The following is an 18,072-nucleotide window of genomic DNA, read 5'->3' on the forward strand; positions in this document are numbered from 1 at the left end:
TGGGTTTCTCCGGGGATGAGCCCCGTTTTGTCGGTCTGAATCCACTCGCTGGACTGTTTTCTCCCTGAACGGCCGATGGATTTATATGTCTCAGGAGTGGCGTCGCAGGTTGTCACGAGTTGACTAGGGTCGACGGTGGAGAACTCGGCGAGGGTGCGTTCAAGTGGCTGGCTCCCACAGAGCAGATATGGACCAAATCTTCGCCCCGTGGCGTATTGACTGGGTCGAACGCGGCGGGAACGACGAGTTCGAGGACTGCGTGTTCTGTGAACTCCCCGACGTGGCCGCTCCGGACCGAGAGTACAATCTCCTCGCTCGCGGCGAGCACGCCTTCGTCTTGCTGAATAACTACCCGTACAACCCCGGCCACGCGATGGTCATTCCGCACGAACACACCGGCGACTACCGTGACCTCGACGCGGAGAGTTTGCTCGCCAAGGAGCGTCTCGTCCAGCGGACAATCGACGCGATGGACGAGGCACTCGACCCCAATGGCTACAACGTCGGGTACAACCTCGGTCACGCCGCTGCCGGCGGTTCTATCGGCGACCACCTCCACGCCCACATCGTCCCGCGCTGGCAGGGCGACACCAATTTCATGCCGGTTATCGGCGACACGACGGTCATCGTCGAGGCTGTGAACGATACTTACGACCGACTTCACGAGGCGCTCGCGGCACAGGATGGGGTCACTGCGTCCGGCGCGGAACAGGCCGTCGAAATTGCTCCCGAATAACCCGATTATTACGGGTTGGCCCGCGGACTCGGATTTTGCAACTGTGTCTTCCCACAGCGCAGACAGACTTTTTCTGTTGCGTACACCTCTCCGAGCTGGAGGCGGTTGTATCGATACGTGTGCAGGCCGAGCGTATCACACAGGAGACTGTCATCAGAGCGGCTGAACAGGTTCATCTCTTGGTTCACCCTTGTTTGGTTGGTTGTACGGCTGGTTTACATATAACCCCGCTGGCCAGCAACCTGACCGTGGGTGTTAACACTCCCGGACAGGGTACAACGCTGTATGAGCGACTCGGACGGTGGCCCAAAACAGGTAGACGACCCCAACTACCACAGCGAGAATCACACGGCTGTCCAGACCTGCGGCTGGACGAAAAACGCCCTCCGTGGCGAAGGAAAATGTTACAAGAACATATTCTATGGCATCGAATCACACCGCTGCATTCAGATGACGCCGGTCGTCAAGTGCAACGAGCGGTGTGTCTTCTGTTGGCGAGACCACGCCGGCCACGCCTACGAACTCGGCGATGTCGAGTGGGACGACCCCGCGGCGGTGGCCGACGCCTCGATCGAACTCCAGACGAAACTTCTCTCTGGCTTTGGCGGCAACGAAGAGGTCCCGCGTGAGCGCTTCGACGAGGCGATGGAACCACGCCACGTCGCCATCTCACTGGACGGCGAACCCTCACTGTACCCCTATCTCGACGAACTGATCGAGGAATTCCACGACCGCGACATCACAACCTTCCTCGTCTCGAACGGCACGAAACCCGAGGTACTCGCCGACTGCGACCCCACGCAGCTGTACGTGTCAGTGGACGCGCCGGACCGCCAGACCTTCGACTCGACGGTCAAAGCTGTCGACGACGACGCCTGGGAGAAGTTAATCGAGACACTCGACGTGTTAGCCGAGAAAGACGAGACCCGGACCGTCATTCGGACCACTCTCGTCAACGGCCACAATATGCACCATCCGGAGTGGTACGCAACGATGGTCGAACGCGCTCGTGCGGATTTTGTCGAGTTGAAAGCCTACATGCACGTCGGCCACTCTCGCGGCCGTCTCGACCGAGATTCGATGCCCGACCACGAGGATGTCGTCGCGTTCGCCGAAGAGATGCAACAGTATCTCCCACACGACGAACTCAAACAGGTGCCAGCCTCCCGGGTTGCGATGCTGGCGGCTGAGTCGGACACGTGGGTCCCAAAACTGAACAAATCCTCCGAGTTCTGGGAACGTGACCCGCTTGCGGAGTAGGTCACTATCACTATCGATAACTGATATATCAGGAAGCATTTTACTCTGGACTCTCTAAATCGGGTGTACGGACGCCTGGGGCGGCGGAAATGTCACTCACACGCAACACACTTCGAGAAAAACTCACCCCTGGAACCGGGGCTGGTGAACCGGAATCGGTAGTCGTCGATGCGTTGGATGGGTATATCGAATCCGACGAACAGATCCACTACCGATTACCGGGCAAAGGCAGCGTCGTCAAAGCGGAAGACGGCAAGACGAACACGACCACTGTCCCGGGGAACGCGACCGCTCGCGCAGTCGTTACCGACCGGAAACTGGTCTTTGTCGTTGCCTCCGACCAGCAGTCCTCGGCGGTCGCAATTTCTTATACCGAACTCAAGGCTATCGACGCGAAAGACGGGCTGTTGCGCTCGAAACTGACCGTCGAAGTCTGGGGGGCGGGCGAGTACCGGTTCAAGATTTCCGATTCCTCGAATCTCGGGGCGGCAGTCAACTATCTCCAGCAGGCCAGTCGGTGCTGGGACCAGGTGATCGCCACACTCGACGACGCCCGTGACCACAGTGCGGAGATGGGCGAAGCCATCGAGGCCGGCGACATAGAGACGGCACGGGACCGCCGACAGGACGCCGCCGAAAAAATTGAGAAGGCTCGTGACTACCTCGACCGGTTCGACATCGACTCCCCGGCAGCACTCCAGGAACACATTCGGTCGGTCGAACGCGAGCGGAACCGAACTGAAGTGCGAACCCGGATTGCCCGCGCAGAGACACTGATAACTGAAGCGGACCATCACACCAAAAACCGCGAGTACACCCAGGCCTACCGCAGCTTCTGGTACGCCCGTGACAACCTCGAAACCGCACAGGCTATCGCCCGGAAGGGCGAAATCTCCGAGCCCGCAGAAATCGAGACGAAACTCAACACGATCGAGAATCGACTCTCACATCTGGAAGTTAGACCACGGGCGCTCGCACAGCAGGCCTGCGAGCGGGCCCGCGGAACCGACAAACTCCCTGTGGAACTCGAGGCCTGGCAGGAAGCCTTCGAGCAGTACCGCGACGCGCTGACTGCGGGCTGGGGGACCGACATCGACTTCTCCGGGGATGTAGACGAACTTCGCTCGCGGATCGAAACTGTTGTTGGCCATCTGATCGAGGGCCGGCAGGAGCTCGCCGAACAGCTCGAAGCGGAGGGAGACAAACACCGCCGCGGGCATCCTGACACCGCCCGCGAGCACCATGACGAGGCGCTCGAACAACTCGATAAGGCCCACCAACTGGCCCGAGAGTTCCGTGCCGGCGACGCCGAATCCATCCGGACCGAACGCGAGCGGCTCGGGAGCAAACGGTACAATCTCTAGTACCGCCAGCCATTTACTCGTCGCCGCCGACCTGTTAGCTATGAGTGACCTAACTGCGACGCTTCACACCAGCGAAGGCGACATCGAAATCGAACTGTTCGACGACAAAGTCCCGAACACAGTCGAGAATTTCGTCGGGCTCGCTGAGGGAGCAAACGACTACGAGGGGACCGATATCGGCCCCGGTACCGGCGCGTGGGAAGACCCCGACAGCGGTGAGAAGCGGGTCGACCCGATGTACGATGACATTCTGTTCCACCGCGTCATCGGGAACTTCATGATCCAGACAGGCGACCCGACCGGCACCGGTCGCGGCGGCCCGGGCTACACCTTCGACGACGAGTTCCACGACGACCTGCGCCACGACGGCGCGGGCAAGGTGTCGATGGCAAACCGCGGCCCGAACACCAACGGCTCGCAGTTTTTCATCACACTTGCCGCCCAGCCACATCTCGACGACAAACACGCTGTCTTCGGCGAAGTGACCGACGGAATGGACGTTGTCGAGGCAATTGGCTCGGCCGACGTCGACGGGCAGGATAAACCAACTAACGAAATTCTGCTGGAATCTGTCGAGATTCACGACTGAGATGAGCGAGGAGCCGATTGACCCTGCGGATATCGGCGGCGACGACGGGCCGCCAGTTGCGGAGAAACCCTACAAGATCATCTTCGAGGCCAACAAGTGCATCGGCGCGGGCAAGTGCGCCGAAGTCTCCGGGAACTGGGCGCTTGACCTTTCGACGGGCATCGCTAGCCCGAACACCTACTTTATCGACGAGTCTGAGCTAGACGAGAACATTCGGGCTGCTGAGGTCTGTCCTGCGAAAAAAGACGTTGGCGTGATTCACGTCATCGACCGCGAAACCGGAGAGGAACTCGCCCCAGACCCCGAGGGCGACGGGACGCTGTCGGTCGACTGGTAGCTACTCTCACTCCTCGGCCAGCACGTCGTACCGGAGGAGGTCCTGATACTCGCCGTCGACGAAGACGGCTTCGCGCTGGCGCAATTCCCGACTGAAACCGACCGATTCCAGTAACCCTTGTGAGGCGTCGTTGGACTCGAAGACACCAGCTTCGACCCGGTGGAGTCCGCGCTGCTCGAAGCCATACTCGACCAGTGTCTCGACAGCGTCGGCTCCGTAGCCGTTCCCCTGCTTTGCGGGGGCAATCCAGTAGCCCAGTTCTGCGCTGTGACTGTCGAGTGTCTGGAAACTCACGTGCCCGACAGGTTCGCCGTCGACTGCAATCAGCAGGTGGACGCCGTCGTCGTCACAGATTGTCTCCTCGAAGAACGTCTCCAGTTGCGTGCTGTTCTCAGGTCTGGGCCAGCCCAGGGGCTGCCAGACTCGTCTGTCGTTTTTCTGTGCTCTGAAGAACTCGAGGTCCTCGCGCTCGACCGGGCGCAGCGTCACCGTCTCACCGCGGAGAAAGACCGGCCCCACCGTCACCACTCCTCGGCCAGCACGCCGTACCAGAGGATGTCCTGATACTCGCCGTCGATGAACGTGGCTTCACGGCGTCGGCCCTCGTGCTGGAAGCCAATCGATTCGAGCAACGCCTGTGAGGCGTCGTTGAACTCGAAGACGCGGGCGCCGATGCGGTGACAGCCCCGCTGGTCGAAGCCATACGTCGTCAGCAGTTCGGCGGCCTCGCTCCCGTAGCCGTTGCCGTGGTGGTCGGGGGCAATCCAGTAGCCCAGCTCGGCCGCTCGAACGGCACCCTCCTCGAGATGGATTCCGACGGTCCCGACAGGCTGGTCGTCGGCACAGACGAGCAACTGCACCGACCCATCCTCGCAGACGACATCCTCGAAAAACCCCTCTTCTTGGTTCGCGTTGACCGGGTCTGCGCGGCCGATTGCGCGCCACACCGTGGGGTCGTTGACCTGCTGCTGCAGGAAGGGCAGGTCCTCCTCCTCGATTGTCCGCAACGTCACCTGGTCGCCGTCGATGAAGACTGGGCCGGGCATTTTCGAGTGCTTGCCCGCCCGGTGCAAAAATCCTGCTGAACGTGTGCTAGCACGAACCACGACGCCACCGAAATTTTTGCTCGTCGCGTCCAACCCCCTCACATGAGAGAACTGCGGGAAGGTGTCTGGTGGATTGACTGCGGCGGCGTCAACGCGTATCTCGTCGACGACGGTGGCACACTCACGCTGATTGACGCGGGGTTGCCGTGGAACCGCAAGACGATCCAGCAGGCTGTCTCCGACGCTGCTGGGTCACTCGCCGAAATCGACCGCGTTCTGCTCACCCACTACGATATCGACCACGTCGGCACGCTCGCGAAACTTGCTGACCTCGACGCGCCGGTCTACGTCGGCCGCGATGACTACCCGTTCGTGACCGGCGAGCGCGCACCGCCGTGGCGAAACCACAAGGGTGCCTTCCAGCGGGCATTTGGCTGGCTGACCGACCCGCCGGCAGGACCGGTCGAACCCGTCGACGACGGCGACCAACTCGGCAGTTTCACCGCACACCACGCGCCGGGCCACACGCCCGGTCACACTGTCTACGTGAGCGAGGAACTCTCGACGGCCGTGCTCGGTGACCTCGTCCGCGAAAACGACGGCAGATTCGTCCCCTCGCCGTACAGCATCAGTTACGACACTGCGGCGGTTCGGTCGTCAATTCGGTCGCTCGCCGAGGACCTTCCAGCGTTCGAGGTGGCGGCCCCGGGCCATGGCGTGCCGTTCAAACGCGGCGGCAGCGAACGCTTCGCCGACTGCGCCAGACAACTCGACTGAGCCGGCGGCATTTTATTTTCCTCCCGACCCGAGAGGAGGTATGAGCCGTAACGACGAGATTGCTCGCCGTCTCGAAGCCTTCGCGGACCTCCTCGAGGCCCAAGATGTCTCCTACAAACCCCGGACCTACCGCCGGGCCGCCGAGAACATTCGAGAGTACACCGACGACGTTGGTGCGCTCGCCGAGCAGGGACAGGACGCTGTCGCCGAAATCGACGGCGTCGGCGACGCTATCTCCGCCAAAATTGTCGAGTACGTCGAAACTGGCGAAATCGAGGAACTGGAAGAACTACGCGCCGAGATGCCCGTCGAGATGGAGGCACTCACCCGCGTCGAGGGTGTCGGCCCGAAATCCGTGGGGTCACTCTACGAGGCGCTGGGTATCCAGACACTCGATGACCTGGAATCGGCCGCCCGCGCCGGCGAGATACAGGAAGTCTCCGGATTCGGCGCAACGACCGAACAGAACATTCTCGATGGCATCGACTTCGCCCGGCAGGCCCACGACCGCCAACTGCTCGACCAGGCACGACCGCGCGGCGAGCAGGTTCGCGAGGCACTGCTGGACGCCGAGGCGGTCCAGCGCTGTGAACTCGCGGGCTCGATTCGCCGCTGGAAACCGACTGTCGGCGACGTCGACGTGCTCGTTGGCAGCGACGACCCCGAGGCTGTCGTCGAGGCGTTCACTGACCTCGAGTTCGCCGACCGGGTCATCGAAGCGGGCACCTCGAAAGCGAGTCTGCGCATCGAGCAGGTTCGGGTGGACCTGCGCGTCGTCGAAGAGCCAGAGTTCGGCGCAGCGCTGCAGTATTTCACCGGGAGCAAACAACACAACGTTGCGGTCCGAAACCGGGCACTCGACCGCGACCTGAAAGTCAACGAGTACGGCGTCTTCGATGTCTCCGAAACTGAGGGCCCCGACGCTGGCCAGCGCGTCGGCGAGCGCGTTGCTGGCCCCGACGAGGAGGGGATGTACGACGCCCTCGATATGGCGTGGGTGTCGCCGGAGTTGCGCGAGGACCGCGGCGAAGTTGCGGCCGCCGCTGCTGGGACGCTGCCCAACCTGCTCACAGAGGGCAACCTGCGCGGGGACCTGCATACCCACAGCGAGTGGTCCGACGGCGCGGTCTCAATCGCGGAGATGGTCGACGGCGCAGCCGACTTTGGCCACGAGTATCTCGCGGTCACCGACCACGCTAGCGGCCCTGGGATTCTCAGCGGCGTCGGTCTCGATGATGACGAACTACGTGAGCAAATCGGCCGAATCGAAGCGGTTGCTGCCGACGCCGACATCGAGGTGTTTGCTGGCGTCGAAGCAAACATCGAGGCAGACGGTGGGCTCTCTGTTGGCGACGATGTGCTTGCGGAGATGGACATCGTGGTTGCCGCGCCACACAGCGACCTCTCGGGTGACGGGACCGAGCGGCTTGCCGAAGCGGCCCGCCACCCCGAGACCGACATTATCGGTCATCCGTCGGGCCGGCGACTCAACCGCCGTGAGGGCATGGATATCGACATTGAACGACTGGCGTCGGTCGCCACCGACCACGACACTGCCTTGGAGGTCAACTCCAACCCCGGCCGATTGGACCTGTCGGGCCACGCTGTCAAACAGGCTCTCGAGACAGGTGCGACCATTGTCATCGACACCGACGCCCACGACCCCGCGAGCTTCGCGTACTGCCGATACGGTGTCCACACCGCCCGGCGTGGCTGGGCCGAGGCTGGTGATGTGCTCAACACCGACTCAGCGGCGGAACTCCGGGCATTTCTGGCACGATGACCGACGATCAGTTTCTCCTCGACGTGATGTTGGGGAAACTCGCGACCTACCTGCGGTTCTGTGGCTACGACACGGTGTACGCACAGGACGAGAACATCGAGGCTGACGACGCACTCAAACAATTTGCCGAGTCCGAGCAGCGACGGTTGGTGACCCGCGACCGAGAGTTGGCTGCCCGAACCGACGGCGCACTCTTGCTCGAAACCCGCGACGTTGCGGACCAACTCGCCGAACTCGCTGCCGACGGTGTTTCGGTCGGATTCCCTGAGGAGCCAACCCGGTGCAGCGTCTGTAACGGTCTGGTGCGCACGCTCGGAGAGGAGGAGGACAGACCGGAGCACGCTCCCGACGACATCGACCCCGTCTGGCAGTGCCGGGCCTGTGACCAACATTTCTGGAAGGGGAGTCACTGGGAGCGAATGGGCGATATCGTCGCTGGTGTCGGCGAAACAGATCACAACTCGCTTTAGAAGCTACCGAGTACAGAAGGTAATGAGTCTCTCCGAGGAGGCAACGGAGCGTCTCGCGGACGTGGTGGCACTCCAGCCGACCAAGAACGCGGACCTCCAAGAGAAGTGGGGGATGGACAGCGGCAGCGAGGTACACCAGTATCTCGAATCCGAACTCGGCGAGTACTACTATCGCGACGAGAACTCGATGATCTGTGCAACGCCAGAGGCCGAAGCACTCGTCGGCGGCGGTGACGCGAGTGGCGAGCGCTCGGTCACGGGAACTGCATTACAAAAAGAGATTATCGCAATCCTCCCAGGGCCAGACGAGGACCCACAGAGTGTCGTTGCAACGCTGCACGACATCGAAGACACCGGCACCGACACGTCAGTCGACGAGGTGCGCTCGGCGCTGCACACACTGACCGACAAAGGACTGGTTGAGCGCGTCCGCAAGACCGTCCCGACGTTCCGACTCGCTATCGACCGCGACCGAATCGTCATCGAGACGGGTGAAGACTGATGGGACGACTCGCCGGAGGCACCCAATGAGAGAGATTTTCGAGATTCAGCGCTACGACGGTGCCGGACGACTCGGACGATTAGACGTACCGCGGGCGGACACGACAATCCAGACGCCGGCGCTGTTGCCGGTGGTCAACCCCCATGTCCAGACGGTGCCGCCAGCCGAACTGGAGTCGACCTTCGGCGCGGAGATTCTCATCACGAACAGCTACGTGCTCCACGGCAGCGACGAACTCCGTGAGCCAGCCCTCGAAGACGGCCTGCACGAGTTGCTCGACTTCTCGGGCGCGATTATGACCGACTCTGGCTCCTTTCAACTCGCCGAGTACGGCGAAATCGACGTGACGACCGAGGAAATTCTTCAGTTCCAACAGGAGATTGGCTCCGATATTGGCACACCAATCGACATTCCGACACCACCCGACGTTCCTCGCGAGCAAGCCGCGGAGGAACAGCGCACCACCCAGCAGCGAAACGAACTCGCCGAGACTGTCGACACCGGTGAGATGCTCGTGACCGCGCCGATTCAGGGCTCGACCCATCTCGATATCCGCCAGCGTGCCGCCCGAGAGGCCTACGCCACAGACCTCAACGTTTTCCCGGTCGGCGCGATGGTGCCACTGATGAACGAGTACCGCTTCGATGACCTGGTGCACATCGTCGCGGCAGCCAAACGCGGACTGGGCGAAGACGCCCCCGTCCACCTGTTCGGCGCTGGCCACCCGATGATGTTCGCGCTGGCGGCCGCAATCGGCTGTGACCTGTTCGACTCCGCGGCCTACGCGCTGTATGCCCGCGACGAGCGCTATCTCACCGTCCGCGGCACCGAACACTTGGAAGAACTCGAACAGTTCCCCTGCTCGTGTTCAGTCTGTCTGGAACACACGCCCGCAGACCTGCGCGCGGCGAGCGAAGACGAGCGCTACCGCCTGCTCGCCGAGCACAACCTCGCGGTGAGTTTCGCCGAGATTCGGCGAGTCAGGCAGGCAATCCGCTCCGGCAATCTGCTCGAACTCGTCGACGCCCGCGCCCGCGGCCACCCGGCGATGCTCGACGGCTACCGGACGCTCCTGCACTACGCCGACCAACTCCGCCAAACTGACCCCACTGCCAAGGACGCCTTCTTCTACGTCTCGGGAGAGAGCGCGCGCCGTCCGGAGGTCCGTCGTCACCACGAGCGACTGGGGCGACTCGACGCCCCAGACGAACTGCGACTGAGTGTTGGCTCGCCGGGCGACGGCTGGCGGTTGGTCCCGCCCTTTGGTCCCGTGCCGCCCGCCCTCTCAGACGTGTATCCGCTCACGGCTGGTTGTCCTGACGCGCTGGAGCGACCTGCCTACGAGGCTGCCGTGCGAGGTATCCGGCGGCTGGCGGCGGCCAACCCCGACACCGACCTGACAGTCGTTCACGACGGCTGGTCGGCGGAGGTACTCGCCGAGTTACCCGGAGACGTGGCCGTCCACAGTATTTAGCGCACCCGAAAGCCTCGAATCTCGAAGCGTGCGCCGCCAGCCTCGCTGGTTGTCGCGGTAATCTCGCCGCCGTGGGCGTCGACGATACGGTCGACAATCGAGAGTCCAAATCCAGTGCCGGTGTCGTCGGTAGAGTAGCCGCGCTCGAAAATCTCAGCCTGACTCTCGTCTGGAAGTCCCGAGCCGTTGTCGGCGACGTAGAAGCCGTCATCGAGTTGTCCGACCCGGACCAAGAGCTCGCTCGCGTCTGGCTTCCCGTGTTCCACAGCATTAGCAAAGAGATTCTCGAACAACTGCTGGAGCGTGCTTTCGTCGGCGACGATGGTCCCCAGTCCGCTATCGAGTTCGAGTGCCGCCGCCGGTGACCCTGCAGTCTCCCACGCTTTGTTGACGATGACCCCCAGTTGGTGTCGTTTCGGGTCGAGCGCGTCGGGACCGAGCCGAGCCATCGAGAGGGTGTTGTCGATGAGTTCGTCGATTCGTTCCAGTGACGCGTCGAGTTCGTCGAGGTGGTCACTCGAACACTCTTCGGCGGCGAGTTCGAGCCGGAGATTCGCCGTCGTCAGTGGGTTCCGGAGGTCGTGCGACAGCGTCCCTGCAACAGCCTCGAGACGGTTGCGTTCGCGTTCGAGTTCGGCCTGTTGGTGTTCGCGCTCGCGCTCGTAGCTAACCCAGCTCCCCATCAGGTCGACCAGCGTCATCTCCCACTGGGAGAACGGCTCCGAGCGGGTGCCGAAATCGTAGAAGCAAAATGTTCCTTCGACGTCGTTGTCGACAAAAATCGGTGTGCCAAGATAGGTTTCGACGCCGAGTTCGTAGACCAGTCGGTCGGTCAAGTCGGGTGCCTCTTCGGCGGTGTCGGTCAGTGCGAGGCTATCGCCACTCTGGGCGACGCGCTGACAGTTCGTTTCGTCGAGGTCGACGGTCGTTCCTTCGGCGATCATCTCGTGTTCTGGGCCGGCGACGACAGCCAGCGTGTACTCCTCTTCGTCGATCTGTGAGAGGCTGCCGTAGGTCATTCCCAGTTCCTCGCGGCCGATTTCCAGCAACCGTTCGACCTTGCGCTTGAACGAGAGCTCCTTGTCAGAGATGATGCTGTAGATGTCCCGGAGCACACGTTCGCGGCTTTCGAGAACCTGCTCGTACTCCCGGCGGTCGGTTATCTCGTAGAAGTACATCGAGAGCCCGGTTGGGGAGGGAAACAGCCGAATATCGAACCAACGGTCAAGCGGTTCGTAGTAGCTCTCGAACGAGCGCGTCTCCTGTGAATCCAGTGCCAGCCGACAGTTGTCCTCGAACTCGGTGTCGGTGAGGCCAGGAATCGACTCCCAGATCGACTGCCCGCGAAGCGCCGCTTCGCCCTCGACTGCGTCGGCAGCCAGCTCGCGGGCCCGCTGGTTGAGGTACGTGATCCGCCACTGGTCGTCGACGGCGAGAAAGGCGTCGGTCATCCGGTCGACGAGGTCGGCGCTGGGTCGGTACTCTTCGACGACGCCCGTGATCGCTGTCGACAGTTGCGTGGCCGTCTCCTCGGCTGTTGTCCGCTCGACGTAGCGGTCGACATCAGCTGCCACGGCCTGGCTGGCGACGTCCAGGCCATCGCGCGGGACGAGCACGAACGGCAGCCAGACTCGCTGGTTCCGGAGTTGTTCGAGCAACGTGATTCCGTCATCAGAGCCCGGCAGCTCGTATCGTGACACGATACAGTCGACGTGGTTCGATTCGACGAATTCGACAGCAGTAGCTGTCGAGAGCACGGTTTCAACCTCGAATAGCTCGCTCGTCTCTCTGAGCGCGGTGACGAGCGTCTCTGCTGCAGCCTCGTCCCGGCCGACATACAGCACGGACACGGAATCGAGTGACGTGTTCGCCATCCAGTTGTCGGAACAACGACTGGAGGGATTCTGAATCTTTGGGTCGTCTAGAACTGCTTTCGCATGATTGCAAACTCGATATCGACGCCGTCGATCTGTCGAGTCTTCCGGCCGAAATCCCAGTACTGCAGCGACTCGTAAAATCCCTTTGCGTTCAGCGAGGAGACGATAGTCAACTCGGCCACGGCGCGCATCCGGGCGCGGGACTCGAACTGTCGGACCAGCGACGACGCGACCCCGTTGCCAGCATAGGCAGGGTCGACAAACACCGCGTCGATGCGGTCGTCGTCGGTGTTGAGCACACCGTAGCCGGCCAGTTCACCGTCAGTCTCGGCGAGTAATATATCGAATGTGTCACTCTCGATCGCTCGACGAAAGTCAGAGACGGCGCTCTGTTCGGGCTGCCACGCCGACAGCTGCTGGTCGGTGTAGGTGCTGTCGTCGATTCCGTCGATTGCTGCTCGCTTGATAGCGAGCACAGCCCGTGCGTCCTCCCGCCGGGCCGGCCGAAACCGGACTCCGTCCATCTATCTTCGGTATGCCCGGCGGGCCTAAATGTGTTCCAGTTTTACTCTAGCGGCGGCGCTCGTTCGCCGGCGGAAATCGTCGTATCGAGCCAGTTCTCCTCGGGCGGCAGCGGACACGAAAAGGTCTCGCTGTAGGCACAGAACGGCGAGTACGCGAGATTGAAATCGATGTCGATACTCGTGCCGTCGGTCAGTTCCTCCTCGTGTTCGAGTTCCATGTACCGGCCGTCTTTGTAGCTCTGCTGGCCGGTCGTCTTGTCGCGGAACGGGACGAAAATCGGGTCGTCGGCGTCGCGCCGGTAGCCGCTCAGTTCGTACGTCTCGCCGTCAATCTCGAACTCGAAGCGGAACGGTCGTCGGTAGGTTATCTGCCGGCCGTCGGAGGTTTCCATCTCCACCTCCTCGGGCTCGCTGATGACTGTCACAGTTGCTTCGACCCGGTACTCGGGGTCGGGGTCGAAGTACGCCAGTCCGTCGAACTCCTCGCGCTTTTCCGGCGGAATCGGCGATTGCGGGTGGTCGGCAAAGAATTCGTCTTTCTCGGCACGGTTCGCCCGGAGTTCGGCGACGTAGCCGCCGCCGTCAGTCACCAGTTGTCGGTCTCGCTCGCTCTCGGATTGTGCTGTGGTCATACCTGTCCTAGAAGACCCCGCGGTATCAGTGCCGGGGTCTGCTGGCAATAAAGCATACATAACCCTGCCACCAGAGTGTAGACATGAGCCGCCAGTACCGAGATATTGTGGTGTTCACGACGCTGTATCTATTCCTCTCGCTTGTGCCGTTTCTGGTGCTCAATCAATCGGTGCTCTCCGCAGTTCGAGACCGACTCGGCACCGTCGATGTGGTGTTGGTTGCCGTCGTCGGCACTGCCGGACTGGTCGTTCTCACAGCGCTCGTGCTGGCGAGCGAGGGCGTGAGCCGGTATAACAAGTTTCTGGTTGCGCCGACCGACCTCCTTTCGGTACTGGTTGCACTCTCGTTTTTGTTTGCGTCGACTGCCTGGTGGCTCGTCCCCGAACTGCTGTTCCGGTTTAGCCCCGACCTCTCCTTCGATATCTTGCTCATCGTGCTGCTGTTCTGCCAACTGCCGATGATCCTCTTTCTCTCTTTGCTCACTGCCATCGGCAAGGCCTGAGCAGTGACAGCGGTGTCATCTGGTTGGGTCGCCGTCGCGGTGGCGCTTATCCCGCCGGGCCGCCAATACCGTGTCAATGCGTAATCCACACGGTGATCAGGACGACCCACACGGCGACCAACAACTCGTTGCCGCCGGGACAGAGCTCGCTGACGCCTCGGCAGCCGCAATTTTGCTCCACGGCCGCGGCGCGACTGCCCGAAGTATCGCCCAGACTGGCCTGCAGTTCCACCACGACGGCCTCGCGCTGTTGGCCCCCCAGGCCGCCGGCAACACCTGGTATCCGAACCCCTTCACCGCGCCAGTCGAGCGCAACGAACCCGGCCGGAGTTCGGGACTGGCGGCTATCCAGTCGGCAATCGACCGCGCCAACGACGCCGATATTCCCATCGACCAGATCGTCGTCCTTGGGTTCTCACAGGGGGCCTGTCTCGCCAGCGAGTTCGTCGCGCGCAACCCAACGCGCTACGGCGGTGTCGTCGCGCTCAGTGGCGGGCTGATTGGCGAGACGATCAACACTGACGACTACGACGGTGACCTGGACGAAACGCCGGCATTCCTTGGCTGTAGCGATGTTGACCCACACATTCCAGAGGAGCGTGTCCACACGACGGCAACAGTGTTCGAGCAACTGAACGGCGACGTTGAAACGCGCATCTACGAGGGGATGGGTCACGGCGTCAATCAGGACGAACTCGACTACGTGAGCGGGATGGTCGAGTCGCTTGTCTAACGACGCCCGCCGACGCCGTGGCCGCTGTTGTCGTCAGCGTGACCCAGCGCTTTCTGGAGAAACTTCATCCAGCGCTTGCGGTCGGCGGCTTCCTGTGCCTGTGCTTCACCTTCGATGTCGACAGGGCCGAGCGATTCGAGTTCGTTCAGCGCACGGTCGATGCCGATAATTGCCTCCGTGAGACGGTCACCCTCTTCGTAGGTGATTGGCTCGTCCTCGATGCGCTGTTTGCGCTGCAGACGCTCACGACGGAGATTTTTCTTTGCCTGTTCGACGCGTTCGCGCTCCCCCGGGGGGATAGTGTCACGACGGCGAATCTCGAAGACGAACTCCTGGAGATCGATCTGTTCGCCCTGAATCGTGATCTGTTCGGGGATTGACGCGCCGACGGTGGCGCTCTCGCGCTCGATTCGTTCGAGCAACTGCTTGCGCTCGAACGCTTTGATCGGGTCGCCGCCGTCCGAACGGAGGGGTTGGCCGGCGTCGCCACGCTCGCGGCGTGCTGGCGGGTCGGTCACGACTGGCTGTTAGGGACTGGCCTACTTCGGTGTATCGCTGTCAGCGAACTGCTCGCGGACCGTCAACACCGTCATGCAACCGGGACAGCGCAGTTCGGTGCCGCGGTCACATCGCTGCGTGCGCCAGTCACCGTCAGGGGGGCTTGCGTGGGCACAGCGGGGACAGGTGAGCACTGCCTTGCGCCGCTCGTGGAGCGACTCGGTGCCGCTGTCTTGGGCGGGCAAACAGTGCTGAGTGTGTGACATTGATCTGACTACGGCGCCGACGAATAAAGCACTGTTGGTAAAGAAAACCATTCTGTGCCATTGGAGGGCAAGGAGATGTTACGTCAGCCGTATACTTACACGTCGAAGACGACGTAGACCCGCCAGCCGTCGGCTGTGTCTTCGATTTCCATCTCGGAGTAGGTGATTGCCTTCAGGTCGCGGGCGGTCACTGTTGCGAGGTCGACGCCGCGGAAGTGGCCGTCGAACTGCCAGTCGTCGCCCTCGGTCACGGTCCCCTCGTTGTCGACGGGCAGCACCGAGCGAACATCGCGTTTGTAGATAAGTTCGTCAAGGTAATCGAACAATAGTGCCTCTCGGCTTTCCGCACGAACGCTGATGTCGTACCGCTCGCCGCCCGCTGGCCACTCTTCGGCCATCGCGGCGGCCATTCCGTCCGCCGCTGCGCCGAAGGCTGCTCCGAGTGTCTCGCCGGTCGCCTCGACAGCGACGTCGGCGGTGTGTGGACGGAGTTCGTAGCCCATTGCCTGGCTGTCGGTCGCCGACGGGCTAATGGGTTCCGTTCAGACTCCGGAACAGAGAGACTTTTTCGCCGCGGGCCGAAGAGCGCGTATGAACTGGTGGTCACATGAGTGAAGAGAAGTCGAACCCGCTGGACTCACTCCCGATTTCGGCAACGCAGTTGGGGTGGGTGTATATCGCCGGCATCGCGCTCAATCTTGTTGCTGTCGTCTTTGCGGTCCGCGGCGGCCAGACCTTCGGCGCGGTGACGCTTGGCTTCATTATCCTCTATCTTGCGATCCGATACTGGCAGCTGCGACGTCCCTGACGGCCGTCGCTGTTCGTGTTACGGAGACCTCGCTTCGCTCGGTCTCCCTGCTCGCAATATCGAGATATCCCGTCGGTCGATCTCGCAACTCGCGGCTCCTGCCGTCGCCGCTCACTCGAGGCGTTCGCTTCGCTCACGCCTCGCACTCAGCAGAATTATTATTCCCCGCCCACATAGGTAGCAGTAGTGAGCGTCAATGTCCAGCGGATTGAGGTGGGGCCGGGAGATGACGACCACGTCGACGCTGCCTGGCAACTGAAAGAGCAGATCCGCCAGAACGAGGGGGTCCTCAGACAGCGACGCAACTTTTTCGACAACGCCTACCAGCGCTCGACGGTTTATCTCTACGCTGACCGCGCCAACGACCGCCTCGTTGGGTTTGCGGCAGTCCGGCGGGACGGCTACATTCTCTTCCTCGCTGTTGCCGACAACTACCGCGGTGAAGGCTTCGGGAAACGACTCGTTGCCAACGTCGCCGACGAGTATGGCTCCGTCACCTGTCACGCACGGACGACCAACCGAGAAGCGCTGGATTTCTACCGCGCGCTTGGCTTTCGGGTCAAACGTCGTATCGACAACTACTACGAAGACGGCGGCGACGCCTTTTATCTCAAACTCGGCGAAGGCGAGGGGATTCGGGAACGACTGGCGAACCTGCTCTCGCGGTGAGCCAAGCGCAACGCCTATCTGAGTACTCCAGCAAGTGGTGTGCGTGCACGAGCGGACACAGGCGTATCTTCGCGGGCGGTTCGGTGACCACTACCGCAACAAGTCACTCACTCCGCCGCCGGAGGCCAACGAACGCGAGTGGGGCTATGTCCCCTGGACCGACGGCCCCGGCGAGACCTACAGCCGCCACAACGCGATGATTGACCTCGGCAATCTCGACGATTTCCTCGCCCGCGAGCGCCCGAAACACGTCTACTTCTCGGCCGGCCGGTACGACGACCCCGGCGTGACGACGATGAGCGAGAAAGGCTGGCGCAGTTCTGACCTCATCTTCGACCTCGACGCCGACCATCTCCCCGCAACGACACCCGACGATAGCTACGCCGAGATGCTCGAAACGTGTAAGGACGCCCTCCTCCGATTGCTCGACTTTCTGGAATCCGACTTCGGATTCGAGGAGTTGCAGATTGTCTTCTCTGGCAGTCGTGGCTATCACGTCCACGTCCGCGACGCGACAATCCAACACCTCGACAGCGACGCGCGCCGCGAAATCGTCGATTACGTCCGCGGCATCGGCCTCGAATTCGACGAACTCCTCGACGAGGAAACCGTCGCGGGGCTGGGCCGAAAGACACCCGCGGAGAACCGCTATCTGCCGACCGAGGGTGGCTGGGGCCGTCGCATCCACCAGCGACTCCTCGAAATTCTGGGCGACGTGCGAGATATGCCCGAGGAGGAAGCGCTCGAACGACTGCAGGAGTACGAGGGCATCGGCGAGGGCCGAGCGCAGGCAGCGTACAACCTCACACAGGACCGCTTCGTCGAAATCGAGCGGGGGAACCTCTCGGCCCACGCTGTGTTCGCCCAGCTCGCCAGACAGTTCGCGACTGAGGTTGTCGCCGAGGAGAACGCGCCAATCGACGAACCAGTCTCGACTGATACCAACCGACTGATTCGACTGCCCGGCAGCCTCCACGGCGGCAGCGGACTGGCAGTCACGCGGATTCCCCGCGACAATATCGAGACGTTCGACCCGCTGGTTGACGCTGTGCCGGAGACATTCACGAATCACGACATCAGTATTGCTGTGACCGACGGCGGGACGGTCGAACTCGCGGGCGATAGTTTTACACTGGAGGAGGGTGTTCATACCGTTCCGGAGTACGTTGGCGTGTTCCTGATGACACGGGGACGGGCCGAAAAGGGGCAAGAATGAGCGAGAGA

General features: G+C 62.0%; 23 protein-coding genes. 15 read left to right on the plus strand and 8 right to left on the minus strand.

Annotated features, from left to right (window positions below):
• The first annotated feature begins 187 nt into the window (after positions 1-187).
• From ACMGFM_RS11235 to ACMGFM_RS11255, 5 genes are all read left to right on the plus strand, one after another.
• Positions 188-736 carry an HIT family protein gene (locus ACMGFM_RS11235; protein ID WP_436902706.1) on the plus strand — a complete coding sequence of 183 codons (549 nt, stop codon included), beginning with the start codon at positions 188-190 and terminating at the stop codon, positions 734-736.
• A 285-nt stretch (positions 737-1,021) separates the two neighbouring features.
• Positions 1,022-1,996, plus strand: a complete 975-nt coding sequence (gene twy1 / locus ACMGFM_RS11240; protein ID WP_436902707.1) for a 4-demethylwyosine synthase TYW1 — start codon at positions 1,022-1,024, stop codon at positions 1,994-1,996.
• An 89-nt stretch (positions 1,997-2,085) separates the two neighbouring features.
• A complete protein-coding gene (locus ACMGFM_RS11245; protein ID WP_436902708.1) occupies positions 2,086-3,360 on the plus strand; it encodes a PH domain-containing protein in 1,275 nt (424 codons plus the stop codon).
• 40 nt (positions 3,361-3,400) lie between these two features.
• A complete protein-coding gene (locus tag ACMGFM_RS11250) occupies positions 3,401-3,949 on the plus strand; it encodes a peptidylprolyl isomerase (RefSeq protein ID WP_436902709.1) in 549 nt (182 codons plus the stop codon).
• A 1-nt stretch (position 3,950) separates the two neighbouring features.
• Positions 3,951-4,286, plus strand: a complete 336-nt coding sequence (locus ACMGFM_RS11255; protein WP_436902710.1) for a ferredoxin — start codon at positions 3,951-3,953, stop codon at positions 4,284-4,286.
• 6 nt (positions 4,287-4,292) lie between these two features.
• Here ACMGFM_RS11255 and ACMGFM_RS11260 read toward each other — a convergent pair whose 3' ends face one another.
• Both ACMGFM_RS11260 and ACMGFM_RS11265 read right to left on the minus strand, forming a co-directional pair.
• The gene (locus ACMGFM_RS11260; protein ID WP_436902711.1) at positions 4,293-4,811 is read right to left on the minus strand and encodes a GNAT family N-acetyltransferase; all 519 of its coding nucleotides are present in this window, start codon (positions 4,809-4,811) and stop codon (positions 4,293-4,295) included.
• Entirely contained in the window at positions 4,808-5,332 is a 525-nt protein-coding gene (locus ACMGFM_RS11265; protein WP_436902712.1) for a GNAT family N-acetyltransferase, read from the minus strand. Before ACMGFM_RS11265 ends, ACMGFM_RS11260 begins: the two co-directional genes overlap by 4 nt.
• A gap of 102 nt (positions 5,333-5,434) precedes the next feature.
• Here ACMGFM_RS11265 and ACMGFM_RS11270 point away from each other — a divergent pair, with 102 nt between their 5' ends.
• From ACMGFM_RS11270 to tgtA, 5 genes are read left to right on the plus strand one after another with little or no spacing between them, the layout of a single operon-like run.
• Positions 5,435-6,109, plus strand: a complete 675-nt coding sequence (locus ACMGFM_RS11270; RefSeq protein WP_436902714.1) for an MBL fold metallo-hydrolase — start codon at positions 5,435-5,437, stop codon at positions 6,107-6,109.
• Between the two features lie 40 nt (positions 6,110-6,149).
• Entirely contained in the window at positions 6,150-7,892 is a 1,743-nt protein-coding gene (polX, locus tag ACMGFM_RS11275; protein WP_436902715.1) for a DNA polymerase/3'-5' exonuclease PolX, read from the plus strand.
• Complete coding sequence (locus ACMGFM_RS11280; protein ID WP_436902716.1) at positions 7,889-8,362, plus strand: Mut7-C RNAse domain-containing protein; 474 nt, start codon at positions 7,889-7,891, stop codon at positions 8,360-8,362. The genes polX and ACMGFM_RS11280 overlap by 4 nt, the downstream gene beginning before the upstream one ends.
• 22 nt (positions 8,363-8,384) lie before the next feature.
• Positions 8,385-8,864 (plus strand): DUF5797 family protein, encoded by a 480-nt coding sequence (locus ACMGFM_RS11285; protein ID WP_436902717.1) that lies wholly within the window; start codon positions 8,385-8,387, stop codon positions 8,862-8,864.
• A 25-nt stretch (positions 8,865-8,889) separates the two neighbouring features.
• Positions 8,890-10,338, plus strand: a complete 1,449-nt coding sequence (tgtA, locus tag ACMGFM_RS11290) for a tRNA guanosine(15) transglycosylase TgtA (RefSeq protein ID WP_436902718.1) — start codon at positions 8,890-8,892, stop codon at positions 10,336-10,338.
• Here tgtA and ACMGFM_RS11295 read toward each other — a convergent pair.
• The 3 genes from ACMGFM_RS11295 to ACMGFM_RS11305 are packed head-to-tail and all read right to left on the minus strand — an operon-like array spanning position 10,335 to position 13,371.
• Complete coding sequence (locus ACMGFM_RS11295) at positions 10,335-12,212, minus strand: sensor histidine kinase (protein WP_436902719.1); 1,878 nt, start codon at positions 12,210-12,212, stop codon at positions 10,335-10,337. The genes tgtA and ACMGFM_RS11295 overlap by 4 nt on opposite strands.
• A 47-nt stretch (positions 12,213-12,259) precedes the next feature.
• The gene (locus ACMGFM_RS11300; RefSeq protein ID WP_436902720.1) at positions 12,260-12,739 is read right to left on the minus strand and encodes a GNAT family N-acetyltransferase; all 480 of its coding nucleotides are present in this window, start codon (positions 12,737-12,739) and stop codon (positions 12,260-12,262) included.
• Between the two features lie 41 nt (positions 12,740-12,780).
• A complete protein-coding gene (locus ACMGFM_RS11305) occupies positions 12,781-13,371 on the minus strand; it encodes a DUF1684 domain-containing protein (RefSeq protein ID WP_436902721.1) in 591 nt (196 codons plus the stop codon).
• An 83-nt stretch (positions 13,372-13,454) separates the two neighbouring features.
• Between ACMGFM_RS11305 and ACMGFM_RS11310 the strand changes: the two genes are divergently transcribed.
• Both ACMGFM_RS11310 and ACMGFM_RS11315 read left to right on the plus strand, forming a co-directional pair.
• Positions 13,455-13,874, plus strand: coding sequence for a hypothetical protein (locus ACMGFM_RS11310; RefSeq protein WP_436902722.1), 420 nt, complete (start codon positions 13,455-13,457; stop codon positions 13,872-13,874).
• A gap of 76 nt (positions 13,875-13,950) precedes the next feature.
• Positions 13,951-14,607 (plus strand): alpha/beta hydrolase, encoded by a 657-nt coding sequence (locus ACMGFM_RS11315; RefSeq protein ID WP_436902723.1) that lies wholly within the window; start codon positions 13,951-13,953, stop codon positions 14,605-14,607.
• Here ACMGFM_RS11315 and ACMGFM_RS11320 read toward each other — a convergent pair.
• The 3 genes from ACMGFM_RS11320 to ACMGFM_RS11330 form a co-directional block, all read right to left on the minus strand.
• Positions 14,604-15,053 carry a DUF5788 family protein gene (locus ACMGFM_RS11320; RefSeq protein ID WP_436902809.1) on the minus strand — a complete coding sequence of 150 codons (450 nt, stop codon included), beginning with the start codon at positions 15,051-15,053 and terminating at the stop codon, positions 14,604-14,606. The genes ACMGFM_RS11315 and ACMGFM_RS11320 overlap by 4 nt on opposite strands.
• Before the next feature lie 93 nt (positions 15,054-15,146).
• Positions 15,147-15,371 carry a DUF8106 domain-containing protein gene (locus tag ACMGFM_RS11325; protein ID WP_436902724.1) on the minus strand — a complete coding sequence of 75 codons (225 nt, stop codon included), beginning with the start codon at positions 15,369-15,371 and terminating at the stop codon, positions 15,147-15,149.
• 95 nt (positions 15,372-15,466) lie between these two features.
• Complete coding sequence (locus tag ACMGFM_RS11330) at positions 15,467-15,874, minus strand: archease (RefSeq protein ID WP_436902725.1); 408 nt, start codon at positions 15,872-15,874, stop codon at positions 15,467-15,469.
• 104 nt (positions 15,875-15,978) lie between these two features.
• Between ACMGFM_RS11330 and ACMGFM_RS11335 the strand changes: the two genes are divergently transcribed.
• From ACMGFM_RS11335 to priS, 3 genes are all read left to right on the plus strand, one after another.
• On the plus strand, positions 15,979-16,179 hold the full coding sequence (locus ACMGFM_RS11335) for a hypothetical protein (protein WP_436902726.1): 201 nt from the start codon (positions 15,979-15,981) through the stop codon (positions 16,177-16,179).
• 186 nt (positions 16,180-16,365) lie between these two features.
• Positions 16,366-16,848, plus strand: coding sequence for a GNAT family N-acetyltransferase (locus tag ACMGFM_RS11340; RefSeq protein ID WP_436902727.1), 483 nt, complete (start codon positions 16,366-16,368; stop codon positions 16,846-16,848).
• Positions 16,849-16,891: 43 nt separating this feature from the next.
• Entirely contained in the window at positions 16,892-18,064 is a 1,173-nt protein-coding gene (gene priS / locus ACMGFM_RS11345; RefSeq protein ID WP_436902728.1) for a DNA primase small subunit PriS, read from the plus strand.
• Positions 18,065-18,072 lie beyond the last annotated feature (8 nt).

The organism is Halovenus halobia (assembly GCF_051414135.1).
In the GTDB taxonomy this organism is placed as follows: domain Archaea; phylum Halobacteriota; class Halobacteria; order Halobacteriales; family Haloarculaceae; genus Halovenus; species Halovenus halobia.